We start from the raw sequence: 17685 nt of genomic DNA, 5'->3' as shown, positions 1-17685 counted from the left end.
CAGCCGAAGGCCGATCGTATGAGGGGTGGTGGCCCGGAGACGGGTGGGCCGGTCAGGCGGGCAGGACCTCGGGGGCGGCCGGGGCGCACTGGGCCTGGAGCGACTCGTGCATCGACTCGTGCATCGGCATCTCGGTGAGGCCCGGGAAGTAGACGTGCAGGCTGACGGCCGGTTCCAGGGAGTCATTGACGACCTCGTGGACGTAGCCCGGGGCGAAGACCCGCTCGCCGCCCGGGGCGAGCGTCCACGTGCCGCGGTCCGTGCGCTCCGTCAGCTCGCCCTCCAGGACGGTGAGCACGCCGGAGGAGAGGCCGTGGTCGTGGAGCCCGCTGCCCTGTCCGGGCACCCAGGAGAGCAGCCACACCTCGTAGCCGGGGCCGGTGCGCAGGCGGTGGTACCAGCGGGTGGTGGCGTCGTACTCGACGTACGGGGCCCACTGGGAGCGGTCGCCGGCGATGGAGCGCGCGAGACCGGCGAACTCGGCCACGGTGACGGGGTGGGCGCGCTCGGGCTGGAGGAGGTGCGGGACCTCGAGGATGTCGCCGGCGATCTGAAGGTCGCTGTCCATGTTCATGGGATGGGGAGGTTCCTCAGCAGAAACAGAAGCGGTGGGGGGTCACGGAAGAGAGGTGACACGGGTGACGCAGGGTGACGCTGGGAGAAGAAGCTGGAGCTCTACGGCATCAACAGCTGGGACAGCAACAGCAACAGCGCGCCTGGACAGCGCGGCGGAACCCACGGCTGTGGGTCGCGGAGGGCGCTGCGGTCGCTGGCATGCCACCAAAGGTGGCCGGAGGGGCACCCGACTGTCAACTCAATGCCCGATTTGGGGGTAATGTTTCACCTCATCCGGTTACCGTGCCCGGAGAAAGGTTTGTTCAGGTGCGGACCAGGAGAGATGGCGCTTCGACCGCGCCCGTAAACATGGGCAGGCGTGATCGGACTGTGATCCGGATCGCTTCCATGGCTGGATCGCAACAAGATCCAAGTCTCGGACGTCCTCCCCTGTGAAGGAGGCGCGACGCGGTCAAGCCGGTGGCATGTGTCACGGTTTTTGGTGATTTGAACACTTTCCGCATAGGCTTGGTTCCGCAGAGTGAATACGGGGCCCAATAGCAGATCTCGGCTTGACTCGCACAGAGCACGAACTTGTAATTTCACTCGTGTCGTTCGGCCGGGTTCGCCCCGGCAACATCACGGGGACGCACAGAACAGACGAGGGGCGCACATGACCGAGTTGTTCCAGGAACTGCTGGTCGAGGACGCGGACGAGGAACTCGGCTGGCAGGAGCGCGCGCTGTGCGCCCAGACCGATCCCGAGTCCTTCTTCCCCGAGAAGGGCGGCTCGACCCGCGAGGCCAAGAAGGTCTGCCTCGCGTGCGAGGTCCGCTCCGAGTGCCTCGAATACGCCCTGCAGAACGACGAACGGTTCGGCATCTGGGGCGGCCTCTCCGAGCGCGAGCGACGCCGTCTGAAGAAGGCCGCCGTCTGAACCGCGCCGACCCCGCCGGGCCCCGCGCGCCACAGCGCGCACACCAGGACATGACGAACGGTCCGCCCCCTGTGCACCCCACAGGAGGCGGACCGTTCCGCGTGTCCGGTACGCGGTGTCCGATACGAAGCCGTCCCGCACGGTCTGTCCACAGGGCGGCGGACCGCTCCGCGTGCAGCCGTTAGTGTGGGCCTCCGTCCGAGACGCTCCCCACGCCCCCCGCGGGCGACCCCGGCCGGAGGGCCCGTAGCTCGATGTCCTCAACTCCTGAGTTTCCGCGACACGTCGTCACCGCCGTGCTCGTCACCCACGACGGCGCCCGCTGGCTGCCCGACGCGCTCGCCGGGCTGCTCGCCCAGGAGCGCCCCGTGCAGAACGTGGTGGCGGCCGACACCGGCAGCGCCGACGACTCGGCGCAGCTCGTCGCCGACGCCATCGGCGCCGACCGCGTCCTGCACCTCGCGCGCCGCACCGGCTTCGGCGCCGCCGTCGAGGAGGCCGCCCGCACCGCGCCCCCGCTCGGACCCGAGGACCTGCCCTACCTGAAGCGCCCCAGCGGCTGGGACCCCGTCAGCCGCACCTGGAACGACGAGGCGTACGACCTCCCCGAACTCCCGCACGGCGAACCGGTCCAGTGGCTCTGGCTCCTCCACGACGACTGCGCCCCCGAGCCCGGCGCCCTCGCCGAACTCCTGCGCGTCGCCGAGTCCGACGCGGAAGCCGCCGTCATCGGCCCCAAGCTGCGCGGCTGGTACGACCGCAAGCAGCTCCTCGAAGCCGGCGTCAGCATCGCCCGCAGCGGCCGCCGCTGGACCGGACTCGACCGCCGCGAACAGGACCAGGGCCAGCACGACCAGGTCCGCTCCGTCCTCTCCGTCTCCACCGCCGGCATGCTGATCCGCCGCGACGTCTTCGAGGGCCTCGGCGGCTTCGACCGCCGCCTGCCCCTCATGCGCGACGACGTCGACCTGTGCTGGCGCGTGCACTCCGCCGGCCACCACGTCCTCGTCGCCCCCGACGCCGTCCTGCGGCACGCCGAGGCCTCCGCCCGCGAGCGCCGCACCGTCGACTGCGCCGGCCGCACGGCCGCCAACCCGCACCGCGTCGACAAGGCCGGCGCCGTCCACACGCTCCTCGCCAACACCCGCGGCCGCGCCCTTCCGTACGTCCTCGTGCGGCTCGTCCTCAGCACCCTGCTCCGCACCCTCGCCTACCTCGTCGGCAAGGCCCCGGGCCAGGCGGTCGACGAGGTCATGGGCCTCTTCGCGGCCCTGCTGCGCCCCGAGAAGATCCTCGCCGCCCGCAAGCGCCGCAAGAACCCGGAGGTCCTCAACAGCGAGTTCCGGGCCCTCTTCCCACCGCCCGGCGCCACCCTCCGCGCCACCGTCGAGCAGATCGCCTCCCACTTCGGCGGCGCCGAGGCCGACACCGGCGGCTCCCGCCACGGCGTCGTCGAGTCGGGACCCGGCGGAGACGACGCCGACTACCTGGAGATCGAGCAGTTCGCCCGGCTCAAGAAGATCGCCCGCAAGCCCGGGCCGGTCCTCTTCGCCCTGCTCCTCCTGGTGTCCCTCGTCGCCTGCCGCAACCTCTTCGCCGGCGGCTCGCTGGCCGGCGGCGCCCTGCTGCCCGCCCCCGACACCGTCTCCGACCTCTGGTCGCGGTACGCCGACTCCTGGCACGCCCTCGGCACCGGCGGCACCCAGACCGCCCCGCCCTACCTCGCCGTCCTGGCGGTGCTCTCCGGGCTGTTCCTCGGCTCCACCTCCACCGCGCTGACCGTGCTGCTCGTCTGCTCGGTCCCGCTCGCCGGCTTCACCGCGTACTTCGCCGCCCGCGGCATCGTCGAGTCCCGGCTCCTGCGCGCCTGGGGCGCCATCGCGTACGCCTTCCTGCCCGCCGCCACCGGGGCCCTCGCCGCCGGCCGGCTCGGCACCGCCGTCCTCGCGATCCTGCTCCCGCTGATCGCCCGCGCCGCCGTCTCCGCCCACGGCTTCAACCGGCCCGACCGGGGCAGCTGGCGCGCCACCTGGGCCTACGCCTTCCTGCTCACCTTCACGACGGCGTTCACCCCGGTCGTCTGGCCGCTCGCCGTCCTCCTCGGCCTCGGCGTGCTCGTCGTCCGCCGCGACGACATCACCGCGTACGGACTCCGCTTCCTGGCCGCCGTCGGCACCCCGATCCTGCTCCTCGCGCCCTGGTCGCTCACCCTGCTCACCGACCCCGGCGCCTTCCTGCGCGAGGCCGGCCTCGACGTCCGTACGGGCACGGCGACCGCGCTCGACCTGCTCGGCACCAGCCCGGGCGGCCCCGGCACCACCGGCGGCCTGCTCCTGATCGGCCTCGTCCTCGCCGGACTGGCCGGACTGCTCCGCGAGGAGCGACAGCTCGCCGTCCGCACCGCCTGGGCCGCCGCCCTCGCCGGACTCCTCCTCGCCGTCCTCACCAACGGCGCGGGCGGCACCGGCTGGGCCGGACCCGCCACCCTCGTCTACGGCGCCGCCCTCGTCGCCGCCGGCATGATCGGCGCCGAGGGCGGCCGCACCCGCGTCGCCGCCCACGGCTTCGGCTGGCGCCAGCCCGTCGCCGCCCTCATCGCGCTCGCCTGCGCCCTCGGCCCCGCCGTCGCCGCCGTCGGCTGGATGATCGGCGGCGCCGACGGCCCGCTGACCCGGCGCGACCCGGTCCAGGTCCCGGCCTTCGTCGCCGAGGAGAGCGGCACCCGCGACCAGCCCCGCACCCTCGTCCTCGGCGGCAGCGCGCCCGGCGAGGTCGCGTACACCCTCGTCCGCGGCTCCGGCGCCCGCCTCGGCGACGGCGAACTCACCGCGGCGGCCGAGGACGACCCGCGCCTCGACGCGGTCGTCGCCCACCTCGTCGCGGGCTCCGGCGCCGACCAGACCCAGGAGCTCAGCGGCTACGCCATCCGGTACGTCCTCGTACGGGACGGGGCACCGCGCCAGATGAGCCGCGTCCTCGACTCCACCCCGGGCCTCAGCCGCCTCAGCCAGCTCGACGGCAGCGCCCTGTGGCGCGTCGACCGCGAGATCGCCCGCGTCATGATCGTCCCGCCCGCGGCCAAGACCGCCGGCACCGAGAAGGCGCCGGAGACCGCCCGGCCGGTCGCCGTCGCCGCCGGACCCGTCGAGGCCCACACCGACGTCCCGGCGGGCCCCGCCGGCCGCGTCCTGCGCCTCGCCGACCGCGCCGACGAGGGCTGGACCGCCACCCTCGACGGTAGGGAACTCACGAGGACCACCGTCGACGACTGGGCCCAGGGCTTCGAGCTCCCCGCCCAGGGCGGCCGCCTCGACCTCACGTACGACGAGCCGCTCACCCACACCGCGTGGATCTGGGCCCAGGCCGGCCTCGCCGTCGTCCTGCTCGTCCTCGCCCTGCCCGGGCGGCGCCGCGAGATCGACGACGACCTCCCCGAGGAGGAGCTCGCGATCCCCGCCCAGGCGACCGAGGGCGACGGCCGCCGGGCCCGCCGTCTGCGCGCCGCCGCGGAGGCGGAAGCGGCCGCGGAGACCGCCGAACCGGCCGCGGAGACCGCCTTCGACGCCTTCGGGACCGCGCAGGACGGGCCGGCCCCCATCCCGGGGCAGCAGTCCCACGAGCCCGAGGGCCAGGAACAGGACTGGGACGGCGGCTACGACCCGGCCTACCCCCAGGCCCCGGCGCAGCAGCCCCAGGAACAGCCGCAGACCCAGCCGTACGCCGATCAGGGCTACTACCAGGACTACGCGGCCGACCCGTACCAGCAGCAGCCGTACGCATACCCCCAGCAGGGGTACGAGCAGCAGCCCCCGCAGTACGCCGAACAGGGCTACGAGCAGCAGCAGCCCCAGCAGGGCTACGAGCAGCAGCAGTACGACCAGCAGCAGCCGCAGCAGTACGACCAGCAGCAGTACGACCCGTACGGCGGCTACGGCTACGGATACCCCCAGGGCCACGACACCGAGCAGCGTCCCGACGGGAGCAGCAACCAGTGAAGCGCACGACCCTCTCCCTGATCGCGGGCGCCACGGCCCTCGCCGCCGTCACCGGCTTCGCGGCCCTCACCGCCCCGGACGGCGCCGCCGCCCCCGAGGCGAAGGCCACCACCCGCCTCCCGGTCGAGCGCGCCGGCCTCGTCTGCCCGGCGCCCAGCACCTCCGAGGTGGCCGAGACGCTCTACACCTCGTACACCCCGACGGGTACGGGCTCCGCCCCCGCCGCCGGCGGCAAGGCGGAGCCGCCGACGGCGCAGCTGCGGACCGCCGCGAGCGCGCCGAGCGAGGGCGGCACCGGCAAGAAGCCGAAGGCCGCCAAGGCCCCGGCGACCGTCACCGCCCCGGGCAAGCCCGTCACCGCCGAGGCGGAGGGCGGCTCCGTGCCCGCCCTCACCGGCGCCGCGACCGGCGCCCTCGCCCCCGGCTGGACCGTCCAGCAGACCACCGTCGTCCCGGCGGGCGGCGCGCGCGGCCTCCTCGGCCTCGGCTGCGGCGCCCCCGACACCGACTTCTGGTTCCCGGCCTCCTCCACCGCCAAGGACCGCCAGGACTACGTCCACCTCACCAACCCGGACGACACGGCCGCCGTCGCCGACATCGAGCTGTACGGCCCCGAGGGCGCCCTCAAGTCCCAGTTCACCGACGGCATCCCGGTCCCCGCCCACTCCACCGTCCCCGTGCTGCTCTCCACCCTCACGAGCGGGCCCGGCCAGAAGGACGTCACCGTCCACGTCACCACCCGCAGCGGGCGCGTCGGCGCCGCCGTCGCCGCGGCCGACGACAAGCTCGGCAGCGACTGGATCGCCCCGGCCGCCGACCCGGCGAACAGCGCCGTGCTCCCCGGCATCCCGGCCGACGCCACCTCCGTGCGGCTGGTGGCCTTCGCCCCCGGCGAGGAGGACGCCGACCTCAAGGTCCAGCTGGTCACCGCGACCGGCACGATCGTCCCGGCGGGCGCGGGCTCCCTCCACGTGAAGTCCGGGATGACGGCCGCCGCCGACCTGCCGAACCTCACCCGGGGCGCGGTGGGCTCCCTCCTGCTGACCCCGAGCGACCCGAAGAAGGCGACCCCGGTCGTCGCGGCCCTGGAGGTCGTGCGGGGCAAGGGCGAGAACACCGAGATCGCGTTCATCCCCGCGACCGCGGCGGTCTCCGCGCGCGCGACCGTCGCCGACAACCGCGCCAAGGGCTCGACGCTCTCGCTGACGGCCCCGGGCGCCGACGCCCAGGTGAAGGTCACCGCCTCGGCCGGTTCCCAGGGCGGCACGCCGGTGTCCAAGACCGTCACGGTCAAGGGGGGCACGACGACGGTCCTGACCGACCTCGTGCCCGGGGGCCTCAAGGGCTCCTACGCGCTGACCGTCGAACCGGTCTCGGGCGGCAAGGTCCACGCGGCCCGCACGCTCGCCCTTCCGGAGGACGGCGTCCCGATGTTCACCGTGCAGACCTTCGTCGACGACCGGGGCACGGTCGAGGTCCCGACGGCCCACCAGGACCTGGGCGTACTGGACTGACGGCGCGGGGCCGGGGGTCCCTCGTACGGGCGGAACGGTCCGGTGGGGAGTGGCCGGGCGGCCCGGGCGGGCTCAGCCGGGCCCGGCTGAGCCCGACCGGATCCCGGCTCCCCGGCTCAGTCCTGCCCGTACCGGGGATCGACCGACTCGGGGGAGAGCCCGAGGAGCTCGGCGACCTGCTCCACGACGACCTCGTGGACCAGGAGCGCCCGCTCGTCCCGGCTCTTCGAGCGGATCTCGACCGGCCGCCGGTAGACGACCACCCGGGCCGGCTCGTTCTTCTCGGCGGGCACCGAGCCGCCCAGCGGCACCGTCTCGCCCGACACCGGCGGCGGCACCTCCATCACCATGAATTCGACGTCCGCCAGCTGCGGCCAGCGCCGTTCGAGGCGCTCGACCGAGTCGAGGACGAGATCGCGGAAGGTGTCGGCCCGGCTCGCGGAGAGCGGCACCTGCGGCGGCGCGACCGGTCCCCGCATCCCGCGGCCGTGCCGGTCGCGGCGGCGGACCCGGGGCTCCGCCGGGGGCTCCGTGGGACGGTGCGAGGGGCTCGGCGGCACAGGACTGTCCATCACTGACGCAGCGTAACCCTCATCCGTCCCACCGCACCGTGGCGCATCCTCGCCACCTTTCCCCGCGTGCCCGCGCCCCCGCCCCGCGCCACGTCGAAACCTGAACATTCCGGCCGGGCGCCGCCCGATTCGACGGCCCGTCACGATCGGCCATCTGGCCCTGGTTGACCGGATTTGTATCTCAAGGTGTCCGGATAGCCCCCTGCCCCCACCCCCCGGGGCCCCCTCCCACGCAGGTCAGAGCGGCGGCCGCGCGAAGGGGGGTGTCGGAGCTCACACCGCGACACGGTGGAGTGACCTGAGGGAGAGTCGTCGCGGCCCGCTCAAGAGTGCGGTACCGTCCAACGTCGTGAGCCCTGTACGTCGCTGTTCGCGCACCGCGTGCGGCCGCCCTGCCGTCGCGACACTGACGTACGTCTATGCCGACTCGACTGCGGTCCTCGGCCCGCTCGCCACCTACGCCGAGCCCCACTGCTACGACCTGTGCGCCGAGCACAGCGAGCGCCTCACCGCCCCGCGCGGCTGGGAGGTGGTGCGGCTCTCCGACGGATCCGCCCCCGCCCGCCCCAGCGGCGACGACCTCGAAGCGCTGGCCAACGCGGTGCGCGAGGCGGCCCGCCCCCAGGAACGCGCAGCCGAGGCCGGCGGCAAGGGCGGCGGAGGCCGCGGCGGCGACCCCATGGAGGTCGGGCGCCGCGGGCACCTCAGAGTGCTCCGTTCGCCCGACAACTGACGCCGACAGGCCGACCTCCGCGTACCCCCGACCCCGTATCGCCGGTCTCCGGGTAGTTTTGGCGTTCCGTACACGCGCCGCACACGCGTGTGGAGAACTCAGGAGGGTGGATCCGTGACTGCCGATCTGTCGCAGATCGTGAAGGCGTACGACATCCGCGGAGTAGTACCCGACCAGTGGGACGAGACGCTCGCCGAACTCTTCGGCGCCGCCTTCGTACGGGTGACGGACGCGGCCGCGATCGTCGTCGGCCACGACATGCGCCCCTCCTCGCCCGGCCTCGCGTCGGCCTTCGCGCGCGGCGCGGCCCGCCTCGGCGCCGACGTCACCCTCATCGGGCTCTGCTCCACGGACCAGCTGTACTTCGCCTCCGGCAGCCTCGACCTGCCCGGCGCCATGTTCACCGCCTCCCACAACCCGGCCCAGTACAACGGCATCAAGATGTGCCGCGCCGGCGCCGCCCCCGTCGGCCAGGACACCGGCCTCGCCGACATCCGCGCCCTCGCCGAGGAGTGGACGGAGAAGGGCGCCCCCCAGGCCGCCGCGACGCCCGGCACGATCACCGAGCGCGACACCCTCGCGGACTACGCCGCCCACCTGAAGGGCCTGGTCGACCTCACCGCGATCCGCCCCCTCAAGGTCGTCGTCGACGCGGGCAACGGCATGGGCGGCCACACCGTCCCGACGGTCTTCGACGGCCTCCCGCTCACGACGGTCCCGATGTACTTCGAGCTCGACGGCACCTTCCCGAACCACGAGGCCAACCCGCTCGACCCGAAGAACATCGTCGACCTCCAGGCCCGCGTCCTCGCCGAGGGCGCCGACCTCGGCCTCGCCTTCGACGGCGACGCCGACCGCTGCTTCGTCGTCGACGAGCGCGGCGAGCCGGTCTCCCCGTCCGCGATCACGGCCCTCGTCGCCGCGCGCGAGCTCGCCAAGCACCCCGGCGGAACGATCATCCACAACCTGATCACCTCCTGGTCGGTGCCGGAGGTCGTCCGCGAGCAGGGCGGCGAGCCCGTCCGCACCCGCGTCGGCCACTCCTTCATCAAGGAGGAGATGGCGAAGAGCGGAGCGATCTTCGGCGGCGAGCACTCGGCGCACTACTACTTCAGGGACTTCTGGAACGCGGACACCGGCATGCTCGCCGCGCTGCACGTCCTCGCCGCCCTCGGCGGCCAGGACGGCACCCTGTCCGACCTGGTCTCCGCCTACGACCGGTACGCCTCCTCCGGCGAGATCAACTCGACGGTCGAGGACCAGACGGCGAGCACGGCCAAGGTCAGGGCGGCGTACGACGGCACCGAAGGCATCACCTTCGACGAGCTCGACGGCCTGACCGTGACGGCGGCGGACTGGTGGTTCAACCTCCGCGCCTCCAACACGGAGCCGCTCCTCCGCCTCAACGTCGAGGCCCGCGACGAGGCCACCATGGCCAAGATCCGCGACGAGGTCCTCGCCCTGGTCCGGGCGACAGACTGACCCCGCCCCACCGCCGGGGAACCGGGGCGTGCCCCGTTCCCCGGCGGTAGGCTGACCTGGCCCGATCCGTCTTGTCCGAAGGGACCCACCCATGCCGCTCGAAGCCGGCCTCCTGGAGATCCTGGCCTGCCCGGCCTGCCACGCTCCGCTGAACGACCGCTCGGCGGACGAGACCCCCGAGCTGATCTGCACGAGCCCCGACTGCGGCCTCGCCTACCCGGTCCGCGACGGCATCCCGGTCCTCCTCACGGACGAGGCCCGCAAGCCGGAGTAAGCCCCGGCGCGGCCCGCTGCCCGCGTGGGCCGGCGTCCCGCTCTCCGTGGGGGCCGGCTTCCGTTCTCCGCGCGTGCAGGCGTCCCGCTCCCGTGCGGGCAGGCGCCCCGCTCTCCGTGTGGGCCGACGTCCCACATGGGGTCCCCTGGACGAAGTCCGTGGGGGAGGGAAGGGTTGGCACACGGGACGGGTGCCCCTTGCCGGGCCCAGGCTCCCGCGCCTGAACCCGCACCACCCGCACCACCCGCACCCGCACCAGGCAGCGCCCGCACAAGCCGCGCCCCGCAGGGAGGCCGCACATGCTCGACGAGACCCTCCTCGACGCCCCGGACGACCTGGCCCTGGCCGACCGCCGAGGCCTCCTCCGCGGCGCCGCCGAGGCCGGCGCACGGGTGAGGACCGCCGCCCGGCACGCCGCGGAGGCCGGCATCGCGGACCTGCGCCCCGAGGGCCGCCCCCGCGCCGTCCTCGTCGCCGGCCCCGGCACCGCCGCCGCCGGCGTGGCGGACCTGATCGGCGCGCTCGCCGGAGCCGCCGCCCCCGTCGTACGGCTCCAGCCGACCGGCGTCGCCCCCGCCGCGGGCGCCCTGCGCTGGGCGCTGCCCGGCTGGGCGGGCTCGGTGGACCTGCTCCTGCTGCCCACCACCGACGGCTCCGAACCGGGCCTCGCCCTCCTCGCCGAGCAGGCCTACCGCCGGGGCATCACGGTCGTCGCCGTCGCCCCGAAGTCCTCCCCGCTCACCGAGACGGTCAACGGCTCGCACGGCCTGTTCGTCCCGATGGCGACCGCGCCCAACGAGACGCCCGACGAGTACGCCGAGAGCATCGCGGCCAGCCCGGGCGCCCTCTGGGCCCTGTTCACCCCGCTGCTCGCGCTCCTGGACCGCGTCGGCCTCATCGAGGCGCCGCCGGAGGCCCTGGAGAAGGTCGCGGACCGCCTCGACCGCACGGCGGAACGCTGCGGCCCGGCGATCGCCACGTACAGCAACCCGGCGAAGACGCTCGCCGCCGAACTCGCGGACTCGCTCCCGCTGATCTGGACCGAGGGCACCGCCGCAGGACCGGCCGGCCGCCGCTTCGCCGCCGTCCTCGCCGAACTCGCCGGCCTGCCCGCGCTCGCCGCGGAACTCCCCGAGGCCCTTCCGGCGCACGGCGTCCTCCTCGCGGGCGACTACGCGGCGGGCGCCGACCCGGACGACTTCTTCCGCGACCGCGTGGACGAGCAGCAGGCGCTCCGCGCGCGCGTGGTGCTGCTCCGCGACCGTCCGGCGGACGGCCTCACCGCCGCCCCGGCCGCCCGCGAACTGGCCCTCGGCCACGAGACGGCCATCAGCGAACTGGAACCCGAGGAGGGCGGCGACCTGGAGACCCTCGCCGAACTGCTCGCCGTGACCGACTTCGCGGCCGTCTACCTCTCCCTGGCCACCCCGGGCCGCACACCGCACTAGCCCGCGGCCGCCGCCCCGCACCGGTCCACACCCGGCACCCGCCCACCCGCACCGGCCGCCCACCCGCACCGGCCCAGCGCCCTCCAGGCACGCACCGGCACAAGCCCGCACCCACCCGGGCGCCGGTACGCCACCAGGACCGCACCACCAGGACCCCGCCCCGTCACCCACCCGTCACCCGCCCCCTGTCACCTGTCTCCCGACAACCCGCACGATCCATCACCGCCCCGAGGAGCTGGCAGGCACCATGGACCGCCTCGTCAACACCGTCCGCCCCTACGCCTGGGGATCCACGACGGCCATCCCGGAACTGCTCGGAACCGCCCCCACCGGCGAGCCGCAGGCCGAACTGTGGATGGGCGCCCACCCCGGTGCCCCCTCCCGCACCGAGCGCGGCGCGCTGAACGAGCTCATCGCCGCCGACCCCGTACGCGAACTGGGGGAGCAGGCCGTCGAGAAGTTCGGACCGCGGCTCCCGTTCCTCCTCAAGCTGCTCGCCGCCGGCGCCCCGCTCTCCCTCCAGGTCCACCCCGACCTGGAACAGGCGAAGGCCGGGTACGCCGCCGAGGAGGCCGCCGGCATCCCGGTCGACGCCCCGCACCGCATGTACAAGGACGCCAACCACAAGCCCGAGCTGATCTGCGCCCTCACCCCCTTCGACGGCCTGTGCGGCTTCCGCGCCCCCGTCGAGGCCGCCGACCTCATCGCCGCGCTGGGCGTCGACTCCCTCAAGCCGTACGTCGACCTCCTCCACGCCCACCCCGAAGAGGCCGCGCTCCGCGAGGTCCTGACCGCCCTGCTCACCGCCGACCGCGAGGAGATGGCGCACACCGTCGCCCAGGCCGCCGCCGCGGCCGACCGCCTCGGCGGCGACCACGCCCCCTTCGCCGGCCTCGCCCACCACTACCCGGGCGACCCCGGCGTGATCGCCGCCATGCTCCTCAACCGGGTACGGCTCCAGCCCGGCGAGGCCCTCTACCTCGGCGCGGGCGTCCCGCACGCCTACCTCGACGGCCTCGGCGTCGAGATCATGGCCAACTCCGACAACGTGCTGCGCTGCGGCCTCACGCCCAAGCACGTCGACGTCCCCGAACTCCTCCGGATCGTCCGCTTCGAACCGAACGAGTCGGCCGTCCTGCGCCCCGAGGCCTCCCCCTCCGGCGAAGAGGTCTACGAGACCCCCATCGACGAGTTCCGCCTCTCCCGCTTCGTCCGCGCGGAAGGCGCCGCCCCGACCGACGTCACCGCCCCCACCCCGCAGATCCTGCTCGCCGTCGCCGGCCGCCCCCGGGCGGGCGAGCTCGTCCTCGGCCCCGGCGAGTCCGTCTTCGTCCCGGCGGGCGAGGCCACCGAACTGACCGGAGCGGGCACGGTCTTCCGGGCGACCGTCGTGGCCTGATGCGACAATGACCGGCCGAGCCGCGGCGATCGAGCCGGAGCACCGAAGAAGGGACCCCGTACACCCATGAGCGCGTCAGGCGGAACCAAGGCGATCGTGGCGGCACTCGCCGCCAACCTCGCGATCGCCGTAGCCAAGTTCGTGGCGTTCCTCTTCAGTGGTTCGTCGTCGATGCTCGCCGAGAGCGTCCACTCGCTCGCCGACTCCGGCAACCAGGGCCTGCTGCTCCTCGGCGGCAAGAAGGCCCAGCGCGAGGCCACCCCGCAGCACCCCTTCGGCTACGGCCGCGAGCGCTACATCTACGCCTTCCTCGTCTCCATCGTGCTCTTCTCCGTCGGTGGCATGTTCGCCATCTACGAGGGCTACGAGAAGATCAAGCACCCGCACCCCATCGAGGCCTGGTACTGGCCGGTCGGCGTCCTCGTCTTCGCGATCATCGCCGAGTCCTTCTCCTTCCGGACCGCCATCAAGGAGTCCAACCAGATCCGCGGCGGCCTCTCCTGGACGGAGTTCGTCCGCCGGGCCAAGGCCCCCGAGCTCCCCGTCGTCCTCCTGGAGGACCTCGGCGCCCTCATCGGTCTCGTCCTCGCCCTCGGCGGCGTCGGCCTCGCCCTGCTGACCGACAACGGCGTCTGGGACGGCATCGGCACCCTCTGCATCGGCATCCTGCTCATCCTCATCGCGCTCGTGCTCGCCGCCGAGACCAAGTCGCTGCTCCTCGGCGAGTCCGCCGGCGTCGAGGACGTCAGGAAGATCGAGGCGGCCGTCGTCGACGGCGAGACCGTCACCCGCCTCATCCACATGCGCACGCTCCACCTCGGCCCCGAGGAGCTCCTCGTCGCCGCGAAGGTCGCCGTCCAGCACGACGACACCGCCACCGAGGTCGCGAACGCCATCAACGCCGCCGAGGAGCGCATCCGCGCCGCCGTCCCGATCGCCCGGGTCATCTACCTGGAGCCCGACATCTACAGCGAGACGGCCGCCTCCGCGGGACGGAACCCGGCGAAGACCCCGGGCGGCCCCGGCCACTGACCCACCGGCCGGCCCCGGGGAGCGCCGGCCCGGGGCGACCCCCGGGGCGACCCCCGGGCGGGCACTCCCCACCACCTCGGACCCCCGGACCACACGGCCCGGGGGTCTCGTGCATCCGTACGGGCCCCACGCGCAGGGCGCACGGCCGTACGAGCCACAGGGCGCCGGGGGCCCCGCAGGCCGGATGCGGACTGTGGCCCGCCGAGCCGATCGGTGTAGATTCGTGACCAGCCAGACGTCGCTGCTGATGGCGGTCGGGCGGTCCGCGGACCGTCCGAGGGAGAGAGGGCCTCCGACGACGGCACCGAGCAAGCACCCGGGCATTCGTGTGCCCAGGGGGCTCCGCCGCGGTGCCAGGCGCCTCAACCGACCCTCGCACTCGCACACACGAGGAGCAGCCCAGTCATGACGACTGTCGCCCACCAGGACTTCAAGGTCGCCGACCTCTCCCTGGCCGTCTTCGGCCGCAAGGAGATCACCCTCGCCGAGCACGAGATGCCCGGCCTGATGTCGATCCGCCGCGAGTACGCCGATCAGCAGCCGCTCGCCGGCGCCCGCGTCACCGGCTCCCTGCACATGACCGTGCAGACCGCCGTCCTCATCGAGACCCTGGTCGCCCTCGGCGCCGAGGTCCGCTGGGCGTCCTGCAACATCTTCTCCACCCAGGACCACGCCGCCGCGGCCATCGCCGTCGGCCCGAACGGCACCCCGGAGAACCCCCAGGGCGTCCCGGTCTTCGCCTGGAAGGGCGAGACCCTGGAGGAGTACTGGTGGTGCACGGAGCAGGCCCTCACCTGGCCGAACACGCCCACCGGCGGCCCGAACATGATCCTGGACGACGGCGGTGACGCCACCCTCCTCGTCCACAAGGGCGTCGAGTTCGAGAAGGCGGGCTCCGCCCCGGACCCCTCCACCGCGGACAGCGAGGAGTACGGCCACATCCTCCGTCTCCTCAACCGCACCCTCACCGAGAACCCGCAGAAGTGGACCCAGCTGGCGTCCGAGATCCGCGGCGTGACCGAGGAGACCACCACCGGCGTCCACCGCCTGTACGAGATGCACCAGGCCGGCTCGCTCCTCTTCCCGGCGATCAACGTGAACGACGCCGTGACGAAGTCGAAGTTCGACAACAAGTACGGCTGCCGGCACTCCCTCATCGACGGCATCAACCGCGCCACCGACGTCCTCATCGGCGGCAAGACGGCCGTCGTCTGCGGTTACGGCGACGTCGGCAAGGGCTGCGCCGAGTCCCTCCGCGGCCAGGGCGCCCGCGTCATCATCACCGAGATCGACCCGATCTGCGCGCTCCAGGCGGCGATGGACGGCTACCAGGTCACGACCCTCGACGAGGTCGTCGAGACGGCCGACATCTTCATCACCACCACCGGCAACAAGGACATCATCATGGCCGGGGACATGGCCAAGATGAAGCACCAGGCGATCGTCGGCAACATCGGGCACTTCGACAACGAGATCGACATGGCCGGCCTCGCGAAGACCCCGGGCATCGTCAAGGACGAGGTCAAGCCGCAGGTCCACACGTGGACCTACCCGGACGGCAGGGTCCTCATCGTCCTGTCCGAGGGCCGCCTGCTGAACCTCGGCAACGCGACCGGCCACCCGTCCTTCGTGATGTCGAACTCCTTCGCGGACCAGACCCTGGCCCAGATCGAGCTCTTCACGAAGCCGCAGGAGTACCCGACCGACGTCTACGTGCTGCCGAAGCACCTGGACGAGAAGGTCGCCCGCCTCCACCTGGACTCGCTCGGCGTCAAGCTGACGACCCTCCGCCCCGAGCAGGCCGCCTACATCGGCGTCGAGGTCGAGGGCCCCTTCAAGCCGGACCACTACCGCTACTGATGCCCCGGCCGGCGGCGCCCGCGCGCTGACGCGGCGCCGTCCCGGACACCCGTAGAGGACTCAGGCAGGCCCCCCGCACCCCCGTGCCGGGGGGCCTGCCCCGTCCCCGCCCCCCTGCTACCGCTCCAGGAAGCGCACCCTCCCGAGGACCGACCCATGCCCCGCGGCCGTTATTCGCTCCATGACCCGCACGATCACACCCCCCTCGGCGAAGAACACTTCCACTGCGCGCCCGGCCCCTCCGGCTGGCGCTACGTCTCGCAGATCACCACCCCCACCGGCGATCACCGGGGCTCCGTCGACCTGGCCGTCGACGAACTCGGCCGCCCCATCCGCCTCGAACTGCACGCCGCGAGCTGGCAGGTCCGCGGCGCGGCCCTCGACGGCGTCACCTGGGTCCGCACGGACCCCACCGGAAACCACGCCACCGAAGGCAATGTGCGCGCCCACGCCTTCACCGGCACGTCCCCGGCGTTCCTCGTCGCCCTCACGCGACTCCTGCGTCTCACCCCCGCTTCCCCCGAGACCCGTGTCAGGCTCGTCGCCTTCACGGACCCGGTGCTCGCCCCCCTCACGGTCGACCAGTCCTGGGCCCTGCTGAGAAGTGAAGCGCACGCCACTGACAACGGCCTGCTGACGGTGGACGAGTACCAGGTCAGCGCCCTAGACACGGGCGAACGCCATACCGTCCACATCGCCGGCGACGTGGTCCTCGCGGCCCCCGGCATCGAACTCGAAGCCCTGGAGACCCCGCCCTCGGTCTTCCCCTGACCCGGGAGACCCGGTCAGGTCGCCGACCCGGGAGGCCCGCTCAGGCGGGCGGAGCGAAGCCGGTGGACCGGGCCGCGGGCCCGGCCCCGCCGACGGGCGGTGTGACGACGGGTTGTGTGACGACGGGGGGAGAGGCAACCGGCGCAGCCGCCACCGGGGGAGCGAACACAGAGGGAGCGAGCACAGGGGGAGCGAGCACAGGGGGCGAGCCCGCCGGAGCCGCCGCGGCCCCGGAGGCCGCACCCGCACCCCGGGGCAACGCCCGCCGGGCGTCCCGCGCCTGCCGCTCGGCCACCACCCCCGCCAGATAGGCGTCGGCCGGAACCCCCGCCGGCGGAGGAGTTCCGGTCCGCGCCACGAGTTCGTCGGCCAGCCGTTCTGCAAGGTGCCGCCCCACGACCGGATCCAGCTCGCGCGACCGCGTCAGGTACTGACGTATCTCCAGCCACAGGCCCTCCGGCACCGCCGAGAGGTCGAGACCGCCGAAACGTCCCACCAGCCACGGCGGCGGCGGAGGCACGGCCACGACCCGGGCCGCGGGTATCCGCTCCCGCACGACCAGCGTCCCCGCGAACACGTCCCCGAGCCGCCGACCCCGCTCGGACACCAGCGAAGCGACCAGGGCGACGACCCCGAAGGTCATGAGGATCTCCACGACCGCCATCGCACCCCGCACGAGCGCGTGCCGGAAGCGGATCGGCCCGCCGTCGTCCCGGACCACCCGCAGACCGCAGGCCAGCTTCCCCAGCGACCGGCCGTGCGTCAGCGTCTCCACCGCGATCGGCGCCCCCACGAGCACCAGCAGGAACGACGCGATGGACACCGCCATGACCGCGGCCTCGTCCAGCGACGCCGTCGCGACCGCGAGCCCGAGCGTGAGCAGCAGGTACGCGGCCCAGACGACGACCAGATCGATGAGCACCGCGAGCGCCCGACTCGGCAACCGTGCGGGCTGCAATCCCAGAACGACCGCGTCGCCCGTCACCAGACCACTCACGGCACCCACCCTTCTCCGACCTTCCCGACCCCACCGAACGCCAGTCTGCCAAGCTGGCCCGCAGCGCGCCGCAGTAGTACGGACCCGTCCACAGCCAGTGCCTGGAGCAGCAGCCG

At 73.6% G+C, this 17685-nt stretch carries 14 protein-coding genes; 11 read left to right on the top strand and 3 right to left on the bottom strand.

The window, feature by feature from the left end:
• Window positions 1-52: 52 nt before the first annotated feature.
• On the bottom strand, window positions 53-574 hold the full coding sequence (locus ACN9MM_RS15525) for a cysteine dioxygenase (RefSeq protein ID WP_426364170.1): 522 nt from the start codon (window positions 572-574) through the stop codon (window positions 53-55).
• 654 nt (window positions 575-1228) lie between these two features.
• Between ACN9MM_RS15525 and ACN9MM_RS15520 the strand changes: the two genes are divergently transcribed.
• The 3 genes from ACN9MM_RS15520 to ACN9MM_RS15510 all read left to right on the top strand — a co-directional run bounded on the left by ACN9MM_RS15520 (window position 1229) and on the right by ACN9MM_RS15510 (window position 7001).
• Window positions 1229-1492 (top strand): WhiB family transcriptional regulator, encoded by a 264-nt coding sequence (locus ACN9MM_RS15520; protein WP_015033978.1) that lies wholly within the window; start codon window positions 1229-1231, stop codon window positions 1490-1492.
• Window positions 1493-1746: 254 nt separating this feature from the next.
• Window positions 1747-5487, top strand: coding sequence for a glycosyltransferase family 2 protein (locus ACN9MM_RS15515; RefSeq protein WP_426364168.1), 3741 nt, complete (start codon window positions 1747-1749; stop codon window positions 5485-5487).
• Window positions 5484-7001 (top strand): DUF5719 family protein, encoded by a 1518-nt coding sequence (locus ACN9MM_RS15510; protein WP_426364166.1) that lies wholly within the window; start codon window positions 5484-5486, stop codon window positions 6999-7001. The genes ACN9MM_RS15515 and ACN9MM_RS15510 overlap by 4 nt, the downstream gene beginning before the upstream one ends.
• Window positions 7002-7117: 116 nt before the next feature.
• On the opposite strand, the gene ACN9MM_RS15505 is transcribed toward ACN9MM_RS15510, so the two are convergent.
• The gene (locus ACN9MM_RS15505) at window positions 7118-7573 is read right to left on the bottom strand and encodes a metallopeptidase family protein (protein ID WP_426368748.1); all 456 of its coding nucleotides are present in this window, start codon (window positions 7571-7573) and stop codon (window positions 7118-7120) included.
• A 298-nt stretch (window positions 7574-7871) separates the two neighbouring features.
• On the opposite strand from ACN9MM_RS15505, the gene ACN9MM_RS15500 reads away from it, so the two are divergent.
• From ACN9MM_RS15500 to ACN9MM_RS15465, 8 genes are all read left to right on the top strand, one after another.
• Window positions 7872-8306, top strand: coding sequence for a DUF3499 domain-containing protein (locus tag ACN9MM_RS15500; RefSeq protein WP_382872065.1), 435 nt, complete (start codon window positions 7872-7874; stop codon window positions 8304-8306).
• Window positions 8307-8420: 114 nt separating this feature from the next.
• Window positions 8421-9788, top strand: a complete 1368-nt coding sequence (locus ACN9MM_RS15495) for a phosphomannomutase/phosphoglucomutase (RefSeq protein ID WP_426364164.1) — start codon at window positions 8421-8423, stop codon at window positions 9786-9788.
• Between the two features lie 91 nt (window positions 9789-9879).
• Entirely contained in the window at window positions 9880-10062 is a 183-nt protein-coding gene (locus ACN9MM_RS15490) for a Trm112 family protein (protein WP_426364163.1), read from the top strand.
• 299 nt (window positions 10063-10361) lie between these two features.
• The gene (locus tag ACN9MM_RS15485; RefSeq protein WP_426364162.1) at window positions 10362-11510 is read left to right on the top strand and encodes an SIS domain-containing protein; all 1149 of its coding nucleotides are present in this window, start codon (window positions 10362-10364) and stop codon (window positions 11508-11510) included.
• Window positions 11511-11757: 247 nt separating this feature from the next.
• Window positions 11758-12909 (top strand): mannose-6-phosphate isomerase, class I, encoded by a 1152-nt coding sequence (gene manA / locus ACN9MM_RS15480; RefSeq protein ID WP_426364161.1) that lies wholly within the window; start codon window positions 11758-11760, stop codon window positions 12907-12909.
• A 66-nt stretch (window positions 12910-12975) separates the two neighbouring features.
• Complete coding sequence (locus ACN9MM_RS15475) at window positions 12976-13941, top strand: cation diffusion facilitator family transporter (protein WP_426364160.1); 966 nt, start codon at window positions 12976-12978, stop codon at window positions 13939-13941.
• Between the two features lie 405 nt (window positions 13942-14346).
• A complete protein-coding gene (gene ahcY / locus ACN9MM_RS15470; RefSeq protein ID WP_426364159.1) occupies window positions 14347-15801 on the top strand; it encodes an adenosylhomocysteinase in 1455 nt (484 codons plus the stop codon).
• A 156-nt stretch (window positions 15802-15957) separates the two neighbouring features.
• On the top strand, window positions 15958-16572 hold the full coding sequence (locus ACN9MM_RS15465) for a hypothetical protein (RefSeq protein ID WP_426364158.1): 615 nt from the start codon (window positions 15958-15960) through the stop codon (window positions 16570-16572).
• Window positions 16573-16612: 40 nt separating this feature from the next.
• Here ACN9MM_RS15465 and ACN9MM_RS15460 read toward each other — a convergent pair whose 3' ends face one another.
• Entirely contained in the window at window positions 16613-17569 is a 957-nt protein-coding gene (locus ACN9MM_RS15460) for an RDD family protein (protein ID WP_426364157.1), read from the bottom strand.
• Window positions 17570-17685 lie beyond the last annotated feature (116 nt).

The sequence above is a fragment of the Streptomyces sp. E-08 genome, assembly GCF_049913095.1.
In the GTDB taxonomy this organism is placed as follows: domain Bacteria; phylum Actinomycetota; class Actinomycetes; order Streptomycetales; family Streptomycetaceae; genus Streptomyces.
Note: the sequence above shows the minus strand (reverse complement) of the source record. Positions and strands in the feature narration are given on the sequence as shown.